The 15789-nt window shown below is 59.5% G+C and carries 11 protein-coding genes and 1 tRNA gene; 7 read left to right on the top strand and 5 right to left on the bottom strand.

Going from position 1 to position 15789, the window contains the following annotated elements:
- Positions 1-16 precede the first annotated feature (16 nt).
- The 6 genes from CXU21_RS06135 to CXU21_RS06105 all read left to right on the top strand — a co-directional run bounded on the left by CXU21_RS06135 (position 17) and on the right by CXU21_RS06105 (position 6834).
- Positions 17-1255 (top strand): RsmB/NOP family class I SAM-dependent RNA methyltransferase, encoded by a 1239-nt coding sequence (locus tag CXU21_RS06135; protein WP_102725456.1) that lies wholly within the window; start codon positions 17-19, stop codon positions 1253-1255.
- A 52-nt stretch (positions 1256-1307) separates the two neighbouring features.
- A complete protein-coding gene (tpiA, locus tag CXU21_RS06130) occupies positions 1308-2072 on the top strand; it encodes a triose-phosphate isomerase (protein ID WP_102712209.1) in 765 nt (254 codons plus the stop codon).
- 147 nt (positions 2073-2219) lie between these two features.
- Positions 2220-2903, top strand: coding sequence for a type II secretion system protein (locus CXU21_RS06125; protein ID WP_102712211.1), 684 nt, complete (start codon positions 2220-2222; stop codon positions 2901-2903).
- Positions 2904-3068: 165 nt separating this feature from the next.
- Entirely contained in the window at positions 3069-3641 is a 573-nt protein-coding gene (locus tag CXU21_RS06120; RefSeq protein WP_146016988.1) for a hypothetical protein, read from the top strand.
- Positions 3642-3815: 174 nt separating this feature from the next.
- Positions 3816-5387: an arylsulfatase gene (locus tag CXU21_RS06115; protein WP_102725454.1), complete on the top strand. Its 1572-nt coding sequence runs from the start codon at positions 3816-3818 to the stop codon at positions 5385-5387.
- A gap of 535 nt (positions 5388-5922) precedes the next feature.
- Complete coding sequence (locus CXU21_RS06105; protein WP_102712219.1) at positions 5923-6834, top strand: hypothetical protein; 912 nt, start codon at positions 5923-5925, stop codon at positions 6832-6834.
- A gap of 118 nt (positions 6835-6952) precedes the next feature.
- On the opposite strand, the gene CXU21_RS06100 is transcribed toward CXU21_RS06105, so the two are convergent.
- From CXU21_RS06100 to CXU21_RS06085, 4 genes are all read right to left on the bottom strand, one after another.
- Positions 6953-7028: transfer RNA gene (locus CXU21_RS06100), tRNA-Lys, on the bottom strand.
- Between the two features lie 85 nt (positions 7029-7113).
- The gene (locus CXU21_RS06095; RefSeq protein WP_102725452.1) at positions 7114-7545 is read right to left on the bottom strand and encodes an acyl-CoA thioesterase; all 432 of its coding nucleotides are present in this window, start codon (positions 7543-7545) and stop codon (positions 7114-7116) included.
- A gap of 39 nt (positions 7546-7584) precedes the next feature.
- On the bottom strand, positions 7585-8334 hold the full coding sequence (locus CXU21_RS06090) for a ComF family protein (RefSeq protein WP_102725451.1): 750 nt from the start codon (positions 8332-8334) through the stop codon (positions 7585-7587).
- 28 nt (positions 8335-8362) lie between these two features.
- Positions 8363-8665: a hypothetical protein gene (locus CXU21_RS06085; RefSeq protein WP_102725450.1), complete on the bottom strand. Its 303-nt coding sequence runs from the start codon at positions 8663-8665 to the stop codon at positions 8363-8365.
- An 85-nt stretch (positions 8666-8750) separates the two neighbouring features.
- Here CXU21_RS06085 and mazG point away from each other — a divergent pair, with 85 nt between their 5' ends.
- Entirely contained in the window at positions 8751-9560 is an 810-nt protein-coding gene (gene mazG, locus CXU21_RS06080; RefSeq protein ID WP_102712227.1) for a nucleoside triphosphate pyrophosphohydrolase, read from the top strand.
- Positions 9561-9671: 111 nt separating this feature from the next.
- Here mazG and CXU21_RS06075 read toward each other — a convergent pair whose 3' ends face one another.
- Positions 9672-15668 (bottom strand): autotransporter-associated beta strand repeat-containing protein, encoded by a 5997-nt coding sequence (locus tag CXU21_RS06075; protein WP_219723160.1) that lies wholly within the window; start codon positions 15666-15668, stop codon positions 9672-9674.
- Positions 15669-15789 lie beyond the last annotated feature (121 nt).

The raw sequence follows: 15789 nt of genomic DNA, 5'->3' as shown, positions 1-15789 counted from the left end.
CATGTAGAGTTCCCCGGTGAACAAAAAAAAACCATCCTCCCGCCAGACAGCCCTGAATTGCCTGCTACGCTGGCATGAAGGCCACTCCTTTGCGGAAACCCTCGTGGACCGGGAATGTTCACGGGCGCAGCTTTCCACGGCGGACAGGCATCTGGTGCAGGCCCTGGTCTTCGGCGTGCTGCGCAACCGGACCTGGCTGGACCACGTGATCGACTCCCTGCGGCAGGGCAGGCTGGACCTGGAAATGCGCCTCATCCTCCAGCTCGGCCTGTGCCAGCTTTTCCTGCTGGGCATGGCGGACCATGCCGCCGTGTATGAAACCGTCAACCTTGCGCCGTCACGCCTGAGGGGACTGGTCAACGCTATTCTGCGCAACGCCCTGCGGCGGGAAAAAGCCATCCTGGCCGAACGGGAAAAACTTCCCCTCCCCGTTCTTTATTCCACCCCGGCATGGCTGGTGGAACGCTGGACGCAGCAGACGGACCGGGAAACAACCCGTGACCTGCTCCGCTGGAACAATACCACGCCGCGCCTGTACGTACGCGCCAATCCCCTGATCCCCATGAACGGCCTTCCCGCCTCCCTCACTCCGCTGGACCGGGCACCCGGCTGGTTCTCCGTGGAAGGCCCCCTGCCGCTGGAAGATATCCAGGCCGGTTCCCTGTACGTGGCGGACCCCTCCACCCGTTACGCGATTGACCTGCTGGCTCCGCGCCCCGGAGAGGAAATTCTGGATGCCTGCGCCGCCCCCGGCGGCAAGGCCGCTGCCATCATTGCCGCCACCGGGGGAAAGGCGCACCTGACCGCCACGGACCTTCATGAACACCGCCTGCCCACCCTTCAGGAAAACCTGGACAGGCAGGGCTCCTCTGCCGTCAAAACGGCGCAGGCGGACTGGTCCCTGCCGTGCCCTCCGGAATGGGAACGCCATTTTGACGCCGTGCTTCTGGACGTGCCCTGCTCCAACACGGGGGTCATCCAGCGCCGCGTGGACGTGCGCTGGCGCGTAACTCCGGCGGAAATCCGCCGTCTGGCCGCTCTCCAGAAGACCATTCTGGAAAACGCCTCCCGCGCCGTGAAGCCGGGCGGCAGGCTCGTATACTCCACCTGCTCCATTGACGCGGAGGAGGACGGCCTGCTGGTCAGGGATTTTCTGCGGAACCACCCGGAGTGGACGCTGAAAGAGGAAAAACTCATCCTTCCCCATCAGGAAAAATCGGACGGCGCGTATGCGGCCCTTTTGATCTGTGCTTGACCTCCGCCTCAATTTGGCAACAATGCGTCTTCCTGATTAATCTCATTCCACTATGTCCCGCAAACCTATCATTGCCGCCAACTGGAAGATGAACATCGGCCCCGCTGAAGGCGCCCAATTCATCGAAAGCTTCAAAAACCTCGTTAAGGGAAAAGACGTCGCGTGCGACACCGTCATCATCCCCCCCTTCACCACCATCCCCTCCGTGCTGAATGCCCTGAACGGCTGCTCCTGCGCCGCCGTAGGCGCCCAGAACGTCTCCCAGCATGACAACGGAGCCTACACTGGTGAAATCTCCACCAGCATGCTGAATGAACTGGGCCTCAAATACGTCGTGCTCGGCCACAGCGAACGCCGCCAGTACTTCGGTGAAACGGACGCCATCATCAACGCCAAGATCAAGAAGGCCATCGCCGCCGGCATCACCCCGATCTTCTGCATCGGTGAAACGAAGGACGAACGCCTGGGCGGCATTCTGGAACCCGTGCTGGAAATCCAGATCAAGGGCGGCCTCAAGGACCTCACCCCGGAAGAAGTGGCCAACCTGGTCATCGCCTATGAACCCGTCTGGGCCATCGGCACGGGCCTGACCGCCACCTCCAAGGAAGCGCAGGAGGCCCATGCTTTCATCCGCAAGGTCATTTCCGACGTCTTCGGCGCAGACACCGCCGCCAAGGTGCGCATCCAGTACGGCGGCTCCGTGAAGCCGGAAAACGTGGTGGAACTCATGGCCCAGCCGGACATTGACGGCGCCCTGGTGGGCGGCGCGTCCCTGAAGCCGGATTCCTTCGCCGCCCTGGTCACTTCCGCCAAGTAAGCGGAACCAGGACATTTCCATTTCTCCAGGCCGGTCCTCCACGGGACCGGCCTTTTCCGTTTCCCGCGCTCCGGTAAACGCTTTTCATCCCGGACCGCAGTTTCTGCCTTTTCAAGCGGCAGCAATCATGCATAATGGCGTGAAATCATGAAAGCCCGCTCACTCACCTCCCGCAGCAAAGGTTTCACGCTCATTGAAGTTCTCGTAGTCATCGCCATCATCGCCCTGCTGGCAGGCGTATCCTACAGCATTTACTCCCACGCCACGGAAACGGCGGCCAGAACGCGCTGTACGGACAACCTGCGCCGCATCAGCGACTGGGGCAAGGAATTCGCAGGCCAGAACGGCGGCAAGCTCCCTTCCAGCGGCATGAAGGACAGCCTCTTGAGCGCCCGCGAATGCCGCAACTGGTGGGACGCCCTGGCCCCCATCGTGAACGCGGAGCAGCCGGACCTGATCGCCCGGAACGACAAGGAGCCGAACATGCTGCCGGACACTTTCCGGTGCACGGCTGACAAGCGCCCGGAAATCCTTGCGGCGGAAGACACCAACCTTCCCGCCAGCCCGGACACCATCTCCTACACCAGCTGGCTGGACAACAGGAAGGGCCGCCCCATGAACGTGGCGCGCGGCCAGGCTCTCCGGGGCAAGCCCTGGATCAGCGACGGCATCCCGATTGACGGACGCAGCGTCATCACGGAACAGGACTTTGAGGAAATTGTGGTTCCGGCCCTGGAACGCCACCAGGGAGGCATTATGGTGCTTTATGCGGATGGGAAAATCTCCGCCGTTGAAGACCCCACGTTTGAAAAGGTCACCAAGGACTCCTGAACCGCATTTCTCCGCTCACCGCGGGAAATTCCCTCGGCCCGGGACCGGGAAACCGATGGAATTTTCTTCCCTCTCCCGCTGATTCGCCTTTACGAAGCCGGGATAATCATTAAGGTTAGCGTTCAGATGAACCAGCACGCCCCTTTTCTGCATCCGTATGATGGAATGATACCGCTGCCTGTGGCAGGGTATGTCCTGGGCGCTGTTCTGCTGCTGGTCCACCTGTATGCGCTGGTCAAAAGACAGCAAGTTCAAGCCTTCCTGCTGGCCTCTCCGCGCAACCACCTGCTGGCGCAGGTCCTGCTGGCCATCGGCCTGTTCTGGTTCTTCCTGCTGGTGGCTCCGGAGGGGCTGGGCGTCCTGAGTTACTTCCGGGTGGGCCTGGCGGAATTTGAAGGCATCCGGTGGCTGCTCCAGCTTGCATGCCCCGTGTTCCTGGTGCTGATGGTCACGCAGGTGAAAAACCTGCTCTTTCCGCGCGCGCTCGGCATCTTCGGCCTGATGGTGGCGGCCCCTCTCCTCAGCGCGGCTTTCCTTCAAGACCCTGTCACCCGGCTACTCATCCCTATCTGGTGCTACATCGTCATTTTCCTCTCCCTCCTCTGGATCGGCAAGCCCTACCTGTACCGGGACATGGTAAACAAAATCTGCTCCAGACCCGCCCTGTGGACGCCCCTGTGCCTGGGCGGCATGGCTTACGGAGCCGCCATCCTGCTCTGCGCCATCCTGTGGTGGTAGCAGGCGCGTTCCTTCCGGCACGCCGCATCACACGGCAGAGAGCGCATTCAACCTCCGGGGAGATTCTCCAGGAACGGCAGGCACACGGAGAACAAGGGGAAAAACCTGCTTTTTCAACTCTGCAGCAAGAACCGGCAGCGGTCCCATCCACATAACAGCACACCACCTTTCCTCATGCGTTTCATTCCGTGTTTTTCCATCCTGGGCTGCATGGCCCTCTGCCTGCTCACTGTTGCCCCCTCCCTGGCGGACAAGCCCAACATCGTCCTCATCCTGGCGGATGACATGGGTTGGTCCGACCTTGGCTGCTACGGGTCTGAAATACCTACTCCGGCCCTGGACTCCCTGGCCAGGCAGGGCATGCTGGCTACCCGGTGCTACACGGCTTCCCGCTGCTCTCCTTCCCGCGCTTCCATCATGACGGGATGCGAACCCCACAAGGTGGACGTAGGGCTGCTGGACGACGACAGCGGGCGCCCCGGCTACCGCGGACGCCTCAACCCGGACATTCCCACCCTGCCGGAACTCTTGAAAAAAGGGGGATACCGCACCTACCTTTCCGGAAAATGGCACCTGGGGAAAGTCCAGGGCACTTACCCATGGGACCGCGGTTTTGACCGTTACCGCGGATTACTGGGCGGAGCGGCGGACTACTACAAGCCCATGCCGGACCGCCCCTTCGGGGAAGACGGAAAACTGCTCAGGCCGGAGGATCTCCCTGAGGACTTCTACATGACGGATGACATCACCAAAACGGCCCTGGCCTACCTTGACGATGCCGCCAGAAACAAAAAACCCTTCTTCCTTTACGTGGCTTACACGGCACCGCACACGCCCCTTCAGGCCCCCCGGGAGGAAATAGAAAAAATGCTCCCGGCCTACAGAGGCAAATCCCCCCACGCCATTGCCGCCAAAAGGCTGGAAAAACAGAAGCAGACAGGCATTGTCCCCCCCTCCGCCAAACTGGGCATGGCGGGCAAATTCAATCCCGCGGGTTATGACAAGGCTACTGCGGAACGCAAGGAGTATCTTGCCGGCTGCATGGCTACCTATGCCGCCCAAATCTCCATCATGGACCGCGGCATAGGCCGCATCCTCGCCTCCCTGGACCACCACCGCCTCAGCGGCAACACAATCGTCATATTTCTGTCGGACAACGGGGCAACGGCGGAAATGCCCCAGAACAACAGGAACAAGAAAACCGTCCTTCCCATCGGCCCCCTGGGAGAAGTGGGCTGCCGGGACGGGTACGGCCCCATGTGGGCCGCTGTCTCCAATACACCCTACCGCAATTATAAAATTGAAACCTTTGACGGGGGACTGTCCGCTCCCTTCATCATCCGCTACCCCTCCAAAATCCGCCCCGGCACGCGCTACCACTCACCCTTCCTCCTTCAGGACATCGCGCCCACCTGCCTCACGTGGGCCACGCTCCCGGTTCCGGCCCACATGGACGGCAAGCCGCTTAACGCCTACTGGGCCAATCCAGGAAAGCTCCCTCCGGCCAGGGTCTGGGACTACATTCCCAATACCTGCCCTCCCCGCACCATCTTCTGGGAGCATCAGAGGAACCGGGCGGCCCTGACCAACCAATTCAAGCTGGTGGCTCCCAACCGCGGGCCCTGGCAGGTGTACGATATCAAAGACAGGACGGAACAGAAAAACCTGGCACCCAGGCACCAGCCGCTCATTGAGCAGATATCCGCCCAGTACAAAAAGTGGGCGGCGGAAAACCATGCCGAATAACGCTGCCCGGAGACAAGAACGGGAACCGGTCATCCCCGCCTGTTAAAAATACATTTTCCCGCCGGTATCCGTAAAAGTCATTTATGATAAATGACTCCCCATTCATTCATTTACGGGGAATTCCATAAAAAATCCAGCCTTCCGGCCCGGGGCGGAGCTTGGTCCCCTTCTTTTTATCCTGGAAATAAAAAGATTTTCAATTTGAAAATAAAACACGGCAGAACACTGCGGTTTAACAAACCGTTTCCCAAACGGAAAATCATTCTTTTTTCCTAACAATTATTGGAACCGAAGAAGCATTATCAATCAAAGAAATACCGTATTAGAATATTTCTAAATTAATAAAAACTCATTGATTGTAAATAAATTTTATTTAAACTCACATAAGTAAAGACCACTCCACTTCCTTCTCCGCACTCTTCCCCTCTCCAATATTAAATATGGAATATTTTTGAGAATCAACCCGTAACACACCTTTAACAAAACTTATACAGCATCACCTTAATTTCAACCAATTTTTCTCCCGCTTCTTTATATGTCCAAAGAGACTTCCTTCATCAAGAAAGCAAACCTGTTCCAGCCCATTCTGGTTATTGTCATCTCCATCATCGGAGGAACGCCCATGGAGAAAGCCAATACGGGAAAAATCGTCCTGCTTGTGATCCTTGGCGCGGCTTTCATTGTTTGGCATGTGGAATGTCAAAGGCTGATCAACAGGAGGAGGGAAGAAAAAGAGCATACCTGCACCCTTAAAAACCGGAGCGCCGCCCTTTATAAAAAGACGTACGCCTCGCTGAGCGGAGAATATGAACACTTTGCCAACAAGCTGAACGGCGGAGCCTGCCGGGAGAACAAGACGGACGGTTCCCGCGGAACAGCGGAGAGTTTCAACGGCGCCTGCCTGTTCCTGTGCTCCACGATTGCCGCAGCTCTGGCCGAATACAAGAATTCCCTCATCTTTGAAGTGCTTTATATCCAGGCGGAACGGCAGGATGATCAAACTTTCCTGCGCGTTACGGGCTATGCACAGGGAGAACACAATAATGACACCCCTTCCCTGCTGGCCCAGCCTCCGCGCCCTGTGACCGGAACTCCCTCCATGCTGGACGAACAATTATTCGCGGAACGCCATCTCAGCCCCCTGGTTCTCTCCGGTCCCGGAGAAGTGAGGCGCAGCTTCTACCGGAAACGCAACCAGCCCCCGGAGGAAAAATACATGCAGTACCTCGCCATTCCCGTCCTGAGCAGGAGGAATGAAATCATCGGGCTCATTGAAGTAGCCATCAAGAAAACGCCGTTCATCTCCCCCGTGGTCATGCTGGAAACCCATGAACTGGCGGACATCAAATCATGGCTGTACCATCTGAAGGACCATTTCCTGCTGTTCCATGAAATAGAACGCGCTGTCCAGCGTGACTTTCATGAAACTCCCAGTCCAAATAAGTAATTGATGTTTATTCAAACAATCACGGGGCAACAACGAAACAGGCTGTCCATTGGATCCACCTAAAAAGAAACTCTGCAAGGAATAGTTCCTTGCAGAGTTTCATAGGATAAAAAATGAATGGTACTTGGACCGGGACTCGAACCCGGGACCAATAGATTAAAAGTCTACTGCTCTACCAACTGAGCTACCCAAGCACTTACCCTTGCTGGAAGGGCGGAGGCAGTAAACACCACGCCCCCTTTCATGGCAAGCGCAAAATGGAAGGCGGACAAAAAAAGATCAGGATTCAATGTATTCCTGCCACCGGGCGCGCCATTCCGCGGGAATGCGCGTGGGCCGTCCCTGGGGCATCTGCACCAGGGCAAGCTGCTGATGGGCTTTCACCAGCAGGTCGTTGTTGGAAGCGCGGCGCATTTCAAAGTCGCACCAGAACGAGGCCCTCTCCACGGATTGCAGCCACCCTGTCGTGACAATGGTGTCCCCCAGCACGGCAGGGCGCACGTAATTGATCTCATGGCGCACCACCACGGCGAATTGCCGGAGACCGCTCATGGTTTTATAGTCCATCCCCAGCCTGGCCCCCAGTTTGGTGCGGCAGGCTTCAATCATCCGCAGGTAGGCCAGATTATGAACCACTCCTCCGCAGTCCGTATCATAAAACATGACTTCATCTTCCGTGTGAAACACCAGCTCCGGATTCATGGTTGCCATTGTAGGAAGGAAACGGACAGGCTGAAAGAAAATTCCGGTTCAGCCATGCCATGCATGGTGCGTCCGCGCCAGCGTGAATACGCACACGGAGGCCGCTCCGGCCCTGAGGAGCAGATGCGCGCAGGCGTCCGCCGTGGCCCCGGTGGTGAAAACGTCATCCACCAGCAGAACGTCCCTTCCCGCAACAGGATGGCGTTTTATCCTTTGTTCATCCGCAGCATAGATTTTCCGGGCGTGCCTGAGGCGCTGCTCCCGCGCCAGGCTGGCCTGGGGCAGCCGGTCCGGCAGGCGTTTCAGCACTCCGGCACAGGGCCAGCCAAGTTCCCTGCCCAGCAGAACCGCCAGTTCCTGCGCCTGGTTGTACCCCCTGCGGACAAGCTTGCGGCGGTGCATGGGCACTGGAACAAGCAGGCGTTTTTTCCCGCCGAACCAGTGGGGATTTCCGCGCACGGCATCCGCCATCATCCCGGCAAAGGTTCCGGCCAGATGCACGGCCCCGGCATATTTGAAAGCCAGCAGGAGGTCTCTCAAAGCCCCTTCATTCACATAAGCAGCCCGGGCCTCCTCAAAGGACGGCGCGGCTTCCGCACAGCGGCGGCACAGGCCGGACGGGATAAAGGAGCCCTCCGCAGGTTCCCCGCAGACGGCACAGCAGGGTGGTTCAACGGGGAGGAAGCGCTCCCGGCATTCCGGGCAGACATGGCAGCCGTCCAGGCCGCCGCGGCCGCACAGCTCGCAGATGAAGGGATACACCCAGGAGAGCCACTCCCTGAACACCGTCCCCAGCATATCCGCCCGGCTGAATTGGAAATGCGGCCTACTGGCCGTCCTCCCCGCCGCGGGGGCTGGCTTCCTCTTCTTCTGGCATGTCTTCCAGAAGCTTGTCTATGGCCTCAATAAAGCGCCACGGGCAGCGCTTGCGCTGGTATTTGCGCCAGAGAACGTCCCGCAGGGTCACCCAGTGCCCGCGCGTGAATTCCACGTGCTCCCATTCCACATCATCACGTTCCGCACGGCCCACCTTGGGAGCGCATTCCAGCTTCCATTTGTTGGCGTGGTGGCATGCCCTGTACACCAGGGTGCCTTCTTCCGTGCGTTCTTTCCACGTGTGAACTTCCATGGGGGCGAGTGTAAGGAAGAACCGCCCCGGGTAAAGAGGAATTTTTGCTAGTCATCCGCCCTTGCGCGATTAGTATGGCTCTGTCATGAACGACACTGAAATGATCGAATGCCGCGAGCCTGCCCTCCAGATGCAGCGCCTCATCGCCATCATGAAACGCCTGCGAGCCCCCCAGGGCTGCCCCTGGGACGCGGAACAGACCCACCGCTCCCTGATTACCAACATGATTGAGGAAGCTTATGAGGTAGTGGACACGATCCAGCGGGACGACTGGGAGCAGATGAAGGAGGAGCTGGGCGACGTTTTGCTTCAGGTGGTTTTTCATGCGGAGATCGCCCGGGAGGCGGGGCGTTTCAATTTCAATGACGTGGCCGCGGAAGTGAGCGAAAAGCTCGTGCGCCGCCATCCCCATGTGTTTGCCCAATCCACGGCGGATACGACGGATGCCGTGCTGACCCAGTGGGACAAGATCAAACGCCAGGAAAAAGGCACGGAGGCCACCCCGTACCTGCACGGAACGGGCAAGGGGCTGCCGCCCATGCTCCGCGCCTGGAAGCTTCAGAAGAAAGCCGCCAAAGTGGGGTTTGACTGGCCGGACGCCCAGGGCGCCCTGGACAAGGTGAAGGAAGAAACCGCGGAGTGTGAGGAAATCCTGCCCGCGGCGGAGGGGGACCCGCGCGTCACGGAGGAACTGGGGGACCTGCTTTTTTCCGTAGTCAACCTGTGCCGCAAGAAGGGCATTGACCCGGAAGCGGCCATGGCGGGAGCCAATAAAAAGTTCGAGCAGCGTTTCAATGAGATGGAACGCCTGCTTTCCAGGGACGGCGTGTCCCTGGAGGAGGCAGGGCTGGATGCCATGGAGGAACGCTGGCAGCAGGCGAAGTCCTCCCGGTAAAAGACGCTCCCGTTCCGGGCCGGACCTTGTCCGGGCCTTCCGTTTTTATCTATTCCGGCGCCGCACGCATCATCAAGCGTACGGCGCCGGAATGTTTTAACGCGGGAAATTTCAGTTCCTGCGGCGGCGCAGCAGCAGCGCGCCCAGCCCCAGCAGGCCAAGCGCGGCCGTTCCGGGTTCCGGAACCGTACGTACCAGAGTCACCACGCCGTCCCGCATCCAGGAATCCCCGTTTTCCAGCAGGAATCCGGCGTTTTTCAGGGCGGCGTCATAAAGAACGGAGGCCAGGGTGGCATCCCCGCTGAACGTATTGGTGAGGGAGCCGTCGTAAAGAACAAAGTGAATGGCAGTCACCCTGGAATCCACCAGTTGCGCAATCAGGGCAGCGGAACATTCCGTGAGCATCAGGTTCACTCCCCCGGAGAAGTCCACGGAGGCGTTCCCCGCTCCGGTAATGAGCGCGTTGGTCGTCCACGTGCCGGGGTCCGTCATGGAGAAATTGCCGTCCGCATAGCTGATGTTCAGGTTCGGCGCAGTCCGGGACGCGGAGACGGAGGAGACGGCCAGGGAGGAAAGTTCCCCCAGCCTGATGCCGGAATCCGCCGCATGAATGAGCATGTCTTCCACGCGGGCCTCCTGCCCCGCGGCCACCTCCAGCACGGAACCGGAGAATTCCGTATGGGCCAGCGCCGCCCCAGTCCTGACGCTTACCCGGACCCCGTTCAACTGCGCCCGGTCCGCGGCGCTTGCTCCCTTGACGATTCCGGTTCCTGCGGAGGACCCGAAGGAAGCGCGCTCCACCGTGGAGGAGGAAGCCCCGTCCCGCGCCGTCACCGCCACGGAAATACCGGACAGGGGGGAGGAATTCAACGTGTTCACGGAGGCGCCCGCACCCGCCAGTTTCACGGAGCTGGCGTAGGAGACCGTTTCCGCCTTCACATCCAGCCGGGAATTGGCCCCCAGAAGCTCCACGTTTGCCTTTTCATTGAGCGCTCCCGCATGGGCCAGTTCCAGCGCGGCGTGGTCCGTCACCTGGTAGGTGCCCGCCCATGTATTGGCGCCCCCCAGCACCACACGCCCGTTTTTGCCGGCGTTGTCATTTTTAATGATGATGGTTCCGGAGGTTTCGCCGGGCTTGATGACGCCGTTAAGCGTCATGACATGGCTGTCACCGGAGGCCGTCATGGTATCCGGGCCGTACCCGGTCGTGTCCAGCACAAAGGCCTTGCCTCCGGCGTCCACCACCATTTCATGATGATTCTCCCAGTCCGCGTCCAGCATGCCCAGCACGCCGCCGCCATTCAGAAGAATCGTGTTGCCGGTTTTCTGCACACCGTCTTCCGTATAGGGAGTTCCGGACAGGGTGCCGAAGCCGGAACCCAGGCGCAGAACGCCGCCGTCATTAACCTGCACGTCATAATCATACAGCGCCTGCCATTCGTCCCTGCCCACCACCAGGCTGCCATCCTGCCCCACGTTCAGTTCCCCAACCAGGAAGAGGGCCTTCTCCACCTTCAGGGAACCGGCGTCAATAGTCAGGAAAGCCAGGCGCGCATTCCCCGCCGTCTGGGAAAAGACGCCCGTTTTCACCAGGCCTATGTAGCCGGAGTCATACTTTTTGCCCGTATCGTACATGTCAATGTACTGCCCAAACCCCAGGTTGCCGTGATAAACGCGGTCCGCCGTGTCCACCGCCAGCAGGAGGGTGGTGGCGGAATCCCGTCCTGCGGAAGCTTCCGTAGTGACGCAGGAGGCTTCATCATTCCCCATGATGCCCGCCAGAGTCAGGTTGTGGACCTCCTCCACGGAATCAAGATGCAGCACCGTGTTGCGGACGCCGTTCAGGCTCAGGTCAAACAGGGATTTCATCCAGGTATCCCTGTCCAGGCACACCTGTACCGTTCCCTGCCCGTTTTCCGCCCCGCCCATACTGACCTTTCCGTGGAAACCGGAACCGTCTTCCAGTTGAAAAACGGTCTGGCCGCCGCCGTTGGCATGCTGCACCACCAGATTGGCGGTGGCCCCACCACGGACGGTGGAAATAACAGCCCCGATCACCCTGTCCGTGTGGGATACCTCCACCACGGAATTCTCGGCGATCGTGAGCAGGTTGCCCAGGGAGGACACCTGCTGGATAAATCCGCCGCTCCGGTAGTCCAGAACCAGGGAGGTGCCGTTAAACATCCGGATTTCCCCGGTGCCCAGGGCGGCGGCGTCCCGCATGACGATCCTGCCTCCGTTGACTTCCGTTCCGCCGGAATACGTGTTGGCCGTTTCCATCACCAGGGTACCCGCTCCGTCCTTGGTCAGGATGGTCTTCCATCCGCTGGTTTCGTAATCCTCCGGCAGGGAGCCGTCCGCAATCAGGCCGCCGTCCGCATGGGCGCGGAAAATGTAGTTGACGTCATCCTTCACGCGGATGGATGCCGGGCGCACTTCTCCCTTGATGAGCACCACGTTGAAATCCTCCCCGCCTTCCTTTTCCACCATTCCCGTCTTGCCCGCGCCTTCCGCGCCAAAGGCCACGTGATAGGTATCACGGTAAAAGCCGTTGAGTCCCAGATTCTTATCCAATCCTTCCAACCAGTGGCTGCGGTCGGTACCCTCGCCATCCGCCAACTCGTTGCCAAACCAGACGTTATCCGTGGCGGCCACGTATTCCCCCTCGCTCCGGCCTTCCCCGTTGTACCAGGTGCGGATGGGCGTATTGGTCACCGTCATGACCAGGTTCATGTTGTCCTCGGAAATTTTAATGATGCCGAACCAGCCGTTGCCGACGGAGATCGTGCGCGTTTGAAAGCCGCCCAGCGTCCCGTCCACGTAAATGCCGTTTTCCGTGGTTGCCAGGTAATATTTCTTATCAACCGTATTTGTGTTTCCGAAGTCGTAACCGTCAAAACGCACCAGGATATCCCCGTCCAGGTTCAGGCGCCCTGAATCCGCCATGCCATCCAGCCCCTTGATGGCCAGCAGGGGATGCTCCTGCCATTCAGAAGGCAGGATATTACAGTCAAAGTACAGGAAAGAGGTATCGGAAACCGTCACGGAACCATTCACTACAGCCGTTTCAGGGACCGTCACCGGGCCTTCCCCCGCATTCACACTGAAGGCCTTGTCCGTCACGATGTGAAAGGCATACCCCGGATTGATCGTCATGCCGCCTTTGGCCGCTCCCCAGTCCTGCACCGTGCCGCCGGAAGTGACGCCGCGTGTCACGCCCAGGTCCAGGGTAGTGCCGCCGTGCAGGGTGGCGCTCGTCTTTACATTCAGGTTGTTGAAACCCAGCATCCCTTCCCGGAGAACCAGGCGGTTGACGGCAGCCGTATGGATGTACTGGGCTCCCGCGCCCGTCTTGGTCAGGGAAAGGGTTTCCTTGCTGGCGGCCGTCACCTTGCCGGAAGTGGCGGAACCGTACTCGGAGGCAATGCCTAAAACGCCGGCAAAGTACAGGCTTTCCGTCTCCTTCACGTCCAGCGTCAGCGTACTGTTGGAGTTGGTCAGCACACGCAGCGTATCCACCTCGCTTCCCACGGTGTAGTTCTTCCCGTAGTATTCGCTGTCCTGCGTCTTGCCGATCAAGTCACCCTGCAGTCCCGCCAGAACGGAGTCCTTCTGCACCAGCAGGATGTGGTAAAGGTCCATGCGCTCCTTGCCTTCAAAAGCGGTGCCGTTGTCCGCCGCATTCACGGTATGGGCGCGCGTCAGGTCCACCTTGGCGTTCCGCAGCGCGTCGTCTTCCACGATAAGCTGCACGGCGCCGGGCTTGCGGACGGCAAGAATGTCATTGTTGGAATCCGCATTGGCGGGGGAGTCCGCCTCGGAATACAGAATGTAGTTGTCCAGCTTGACCGTGCCGGTAAAACTGGATTTTTCTCCCGGAGCCAGACTTTCATCACAGATGTGGAACATGCTCACCCATTTGTCCCGTCCGCCATTGGTCGTGGAGGTATAGCCCATCAGCGTCAGTTCTCCATAACCGTCCAGCCTGCCGGTCATGGACAGCGTGCGCCAGTGGCGGGAAGTCAGGTAATCCCACTGGTAGCCGGAGGAACCTGCGCCGGGCAGGTCCTCTTTCTCCGCCAGGGTGAGCGGGGAATAGCCTATCACTACCTTTGCCGTGTCCTTGGAGGACGTGCCTATCCGGATATTGTTGGCTATGGAAGGGTTGCGGTAATGGGAATCCAGTTCTGTGGCAAAAGGGTAATTCACATATAGTTCCGTTCCGTCCGCCATCCGGATGTCTCCGGACCCCAGAGCCCCCTGCCGGGCCACCAGAATGCTGCCCTCCAGAATCTCCGTGCCTCCGGAAAAAGTATTGCCGGTGGCCAGGGTCAGCATGCCCACCCCTTCCTTGACCAGCTTTCCCGCGATGCCTTCCCCGGCATCCGCAATGCTGCCCGTTCCCCTGTCCGCGGCGTGAAAGACATACCCCATGCCGCCGTTCGCCTCCTTGTCCACGGAAACCGTCAGCCTGGAAACGCGCACCGTTCCGTCCAGAGTAACGTCAAAGCTTTTCACGGCGTGGCCGGACAAGTCCCGCATGCCGAAAAGGACTTCGCGTTCTCCGTTGCGGAACGTGAGGCTGCCTTCCCACGGACTGCCGCCCCTGGCGCCGTCAGACCACACATTGCCGTCCGGGGCCTGGACGCTGTTTCCCTGCCAGACGTAATAGTTGAATTTGTCCGCGTCAAAGTAGGTCCCTTCCAGGGAAGAGGAATCCAGCCCTGTCACGAGCATCTGCCACTGGTCATCCCCCTGCACGTTCAGAGTCAGTCCGCTGTAAACGTCAATATCCCGGTAAATCCAGTTTCCGTCCGCATCCCTTCCCTCGGTGTACCTGACTTTTTCCTTCTGCACGGCATCCGCAAAGGAGAGGGTATTGCCCTCCGTCACGGAAATAAGCTTCCGGGATTCTCCGGACTGAATGCCGGATTCAGGAATAACCACCGTCAGCGCGCTTCCTTCCGCAAACTGCACGGAAGAATCCAGCCGGAACGTTCCCGCCATATCCAGGCTCAGTCCCTTGCTGAAAACAAGAGTTCCTGCGGACTGCCAATTCATGCCGTTCAGGCGGGAAGCCGTTTCATGGTAATCCAGGGCAAGGGAGGCTCCGGCGGCAATGTCCAGCAGGCCGCCGGAGGAGATGGAGAGGGATTCACGGATGGCCATGGAGCCGCCGGCGCCCAGGCGGAGCACGCCGCCCCGGATGTCCACGCTGCCCAGCCTGCCTTCATGGATGGTTTGCGCCCCGGCACCCTTTTTAACCAGGTTGATGCTTCCGGTACCGTCCGCCTGAATGGCCTGCCCGTTTTTGTAGCTCTCATTCTTTTCCGTCCCCTCATAATAGGCGCCGTCCGCTCCCAGACCGCCGATCACCCCCCTGAACTCATGGTTCTCCGCACCGTCAATAGTCAGAGTAGCCGTGGTCCCGTTGCCCACCGTAACACGGGAAGAGGCTCCCTCCGTAGTCCCCTCCAGGCCGGAGATAAGCAGATCCCCCTCCAGCTTCAAAATCACCTGCCCCGGCGTTCCGGCATTCCCCGTCAGCCAGCCGCCCAGGCCGGCCGGGTCCTTCCCTCCCTGGCGGATCAGGGACAGGTCAACCACCGCAGCGTTCATGTCACCCGCCGCCTGAACCTGGACGGGCGTATTATAGCCCTCGGAAGAAAGGCTGGAACGGGGGGCGGCCGCCTGCACTACTCCGCTGAAGCCGCTCATGTCCGCCCCCGTCAGGTCAAAAATGCTTACCCGGCTGCGGCTCGTGTTCTCAAATACCAGTGTTCCCGTACCGGAAATGGTACCCTCCAGAAAAGCCGTGCGCGCCGTGGAGCTCGTGAACCCCAGGTACACTTTGGCCCCGGAACCTCCGTCCATCCGGATATTCACGCCGTAATGCTTCTCCTTGTTGCCGTCGTCGCTGACATTGGCACTGTCCAGGAAAATATCCCCGTCCCCCTCCATGCGCACCGTTCCCCCATACCCTTCTTCCAGGGAAACGCTGTCCCCTCCCGCTACAACAATGTCCGCGGGCGTTTCCGTCGCAACGGCAAAGTTATCCGGACCGCGGACCGCAACGGCATCCTCCGCAGGATGCCTGCCGGACTCCATGCCCGGTTTCTCCCAGCCGGCCCACTCCTCTTCATCTTCACTTTTTTCATCATCCTCCCCGTCTGAAGAACCGGAATTTTCCTTCAGCGGGTCAGAAAGAAAGGGGGGGGGGGGGGGGGGG

It is taken from the genome of Akkermansia muciniphila (assembly GCF_002884975.1).
Classification (GTDB): Bacteria; Verrucomicrobiota; Verrucomicrobiia; order Verrucomicrobiales; family Akkermansiaceae; genus Akkermansia; species Akkermansia muciniphila_C.
Note: the sequence above shows the minus strand (reverse complement) of the source record. Positions and strands in the feature narration are given on the sequence as shown.

Coding starts and splice junctions, on each gene's coding strand:
- CXU21_RS06125 (WP_102712211.1), top strand. CDS start 2,220: ATGAAAGCCCGCTCACTCACCTCCCGCAGCAAAGGTTTCACGCTCATT.
- mazG (WP_102712227.1), top strand. CDS start 8,751: ATGAACGACACTGAAATGATCGAATGCCGCGAGCCTGCCCTCCAGATG.
- CXU21_RS06120 (WP_146016988.1), top strand. CDS start 3,069: ATGATACCGCTGCCTGTGGCAGGGTATGTCCTGGGCGCTGTTCTGCTG.
- CXU21_RS06095 (WP_102725452.1), bottom strand. CDS start 7,545: ATGGCAACCATGAATCCGGAGCTGGTGTTTCACACGGAAGATGAAGTC.
- CXU21_RS06075 (WP_219723160.1), bottom strand. CDS start 15,668: ATGGAGTCCGGCAGGCATCCTGCGGAGGATGCCGTTGCGGTCCGCGGT.
- CXU21_RS06105 (WP_102712219.1), top strand. CDS start 5,923: ATGTCCAAAGAGACTTCCTTCATCAAGAAAGCAAACCTGTTCCAGCCC.
- CXU21_RS06085 (WP_102725450.1), bottom strand. CDS start 8,665: ATGGAAGTTCACACGTGGAAAGAACGCACGGAAGAAGGCACCCTGGTG.
- tpiA (WP_102712209.1), top strand. CDS start 1,308: ATGTCCCGCAAACCTATCATTGCCGCCAACTGGAAGATGAACATCGGC.
- CXU21_RS06115 (WP_102725454.1), top strand. CDS start 3,816: ATGCGTTTCATTCCGTGTTTTTCCATCCTGGGCTGCATGGCCCTCTGC.
- CXU21_RS06090 (WP_102725451.1), bottom strand. CDS start 8,334: ATGCTGGGGACGGTGTTCAGGGAGTGGCTCTCCTGGGTGTATCCCTTC.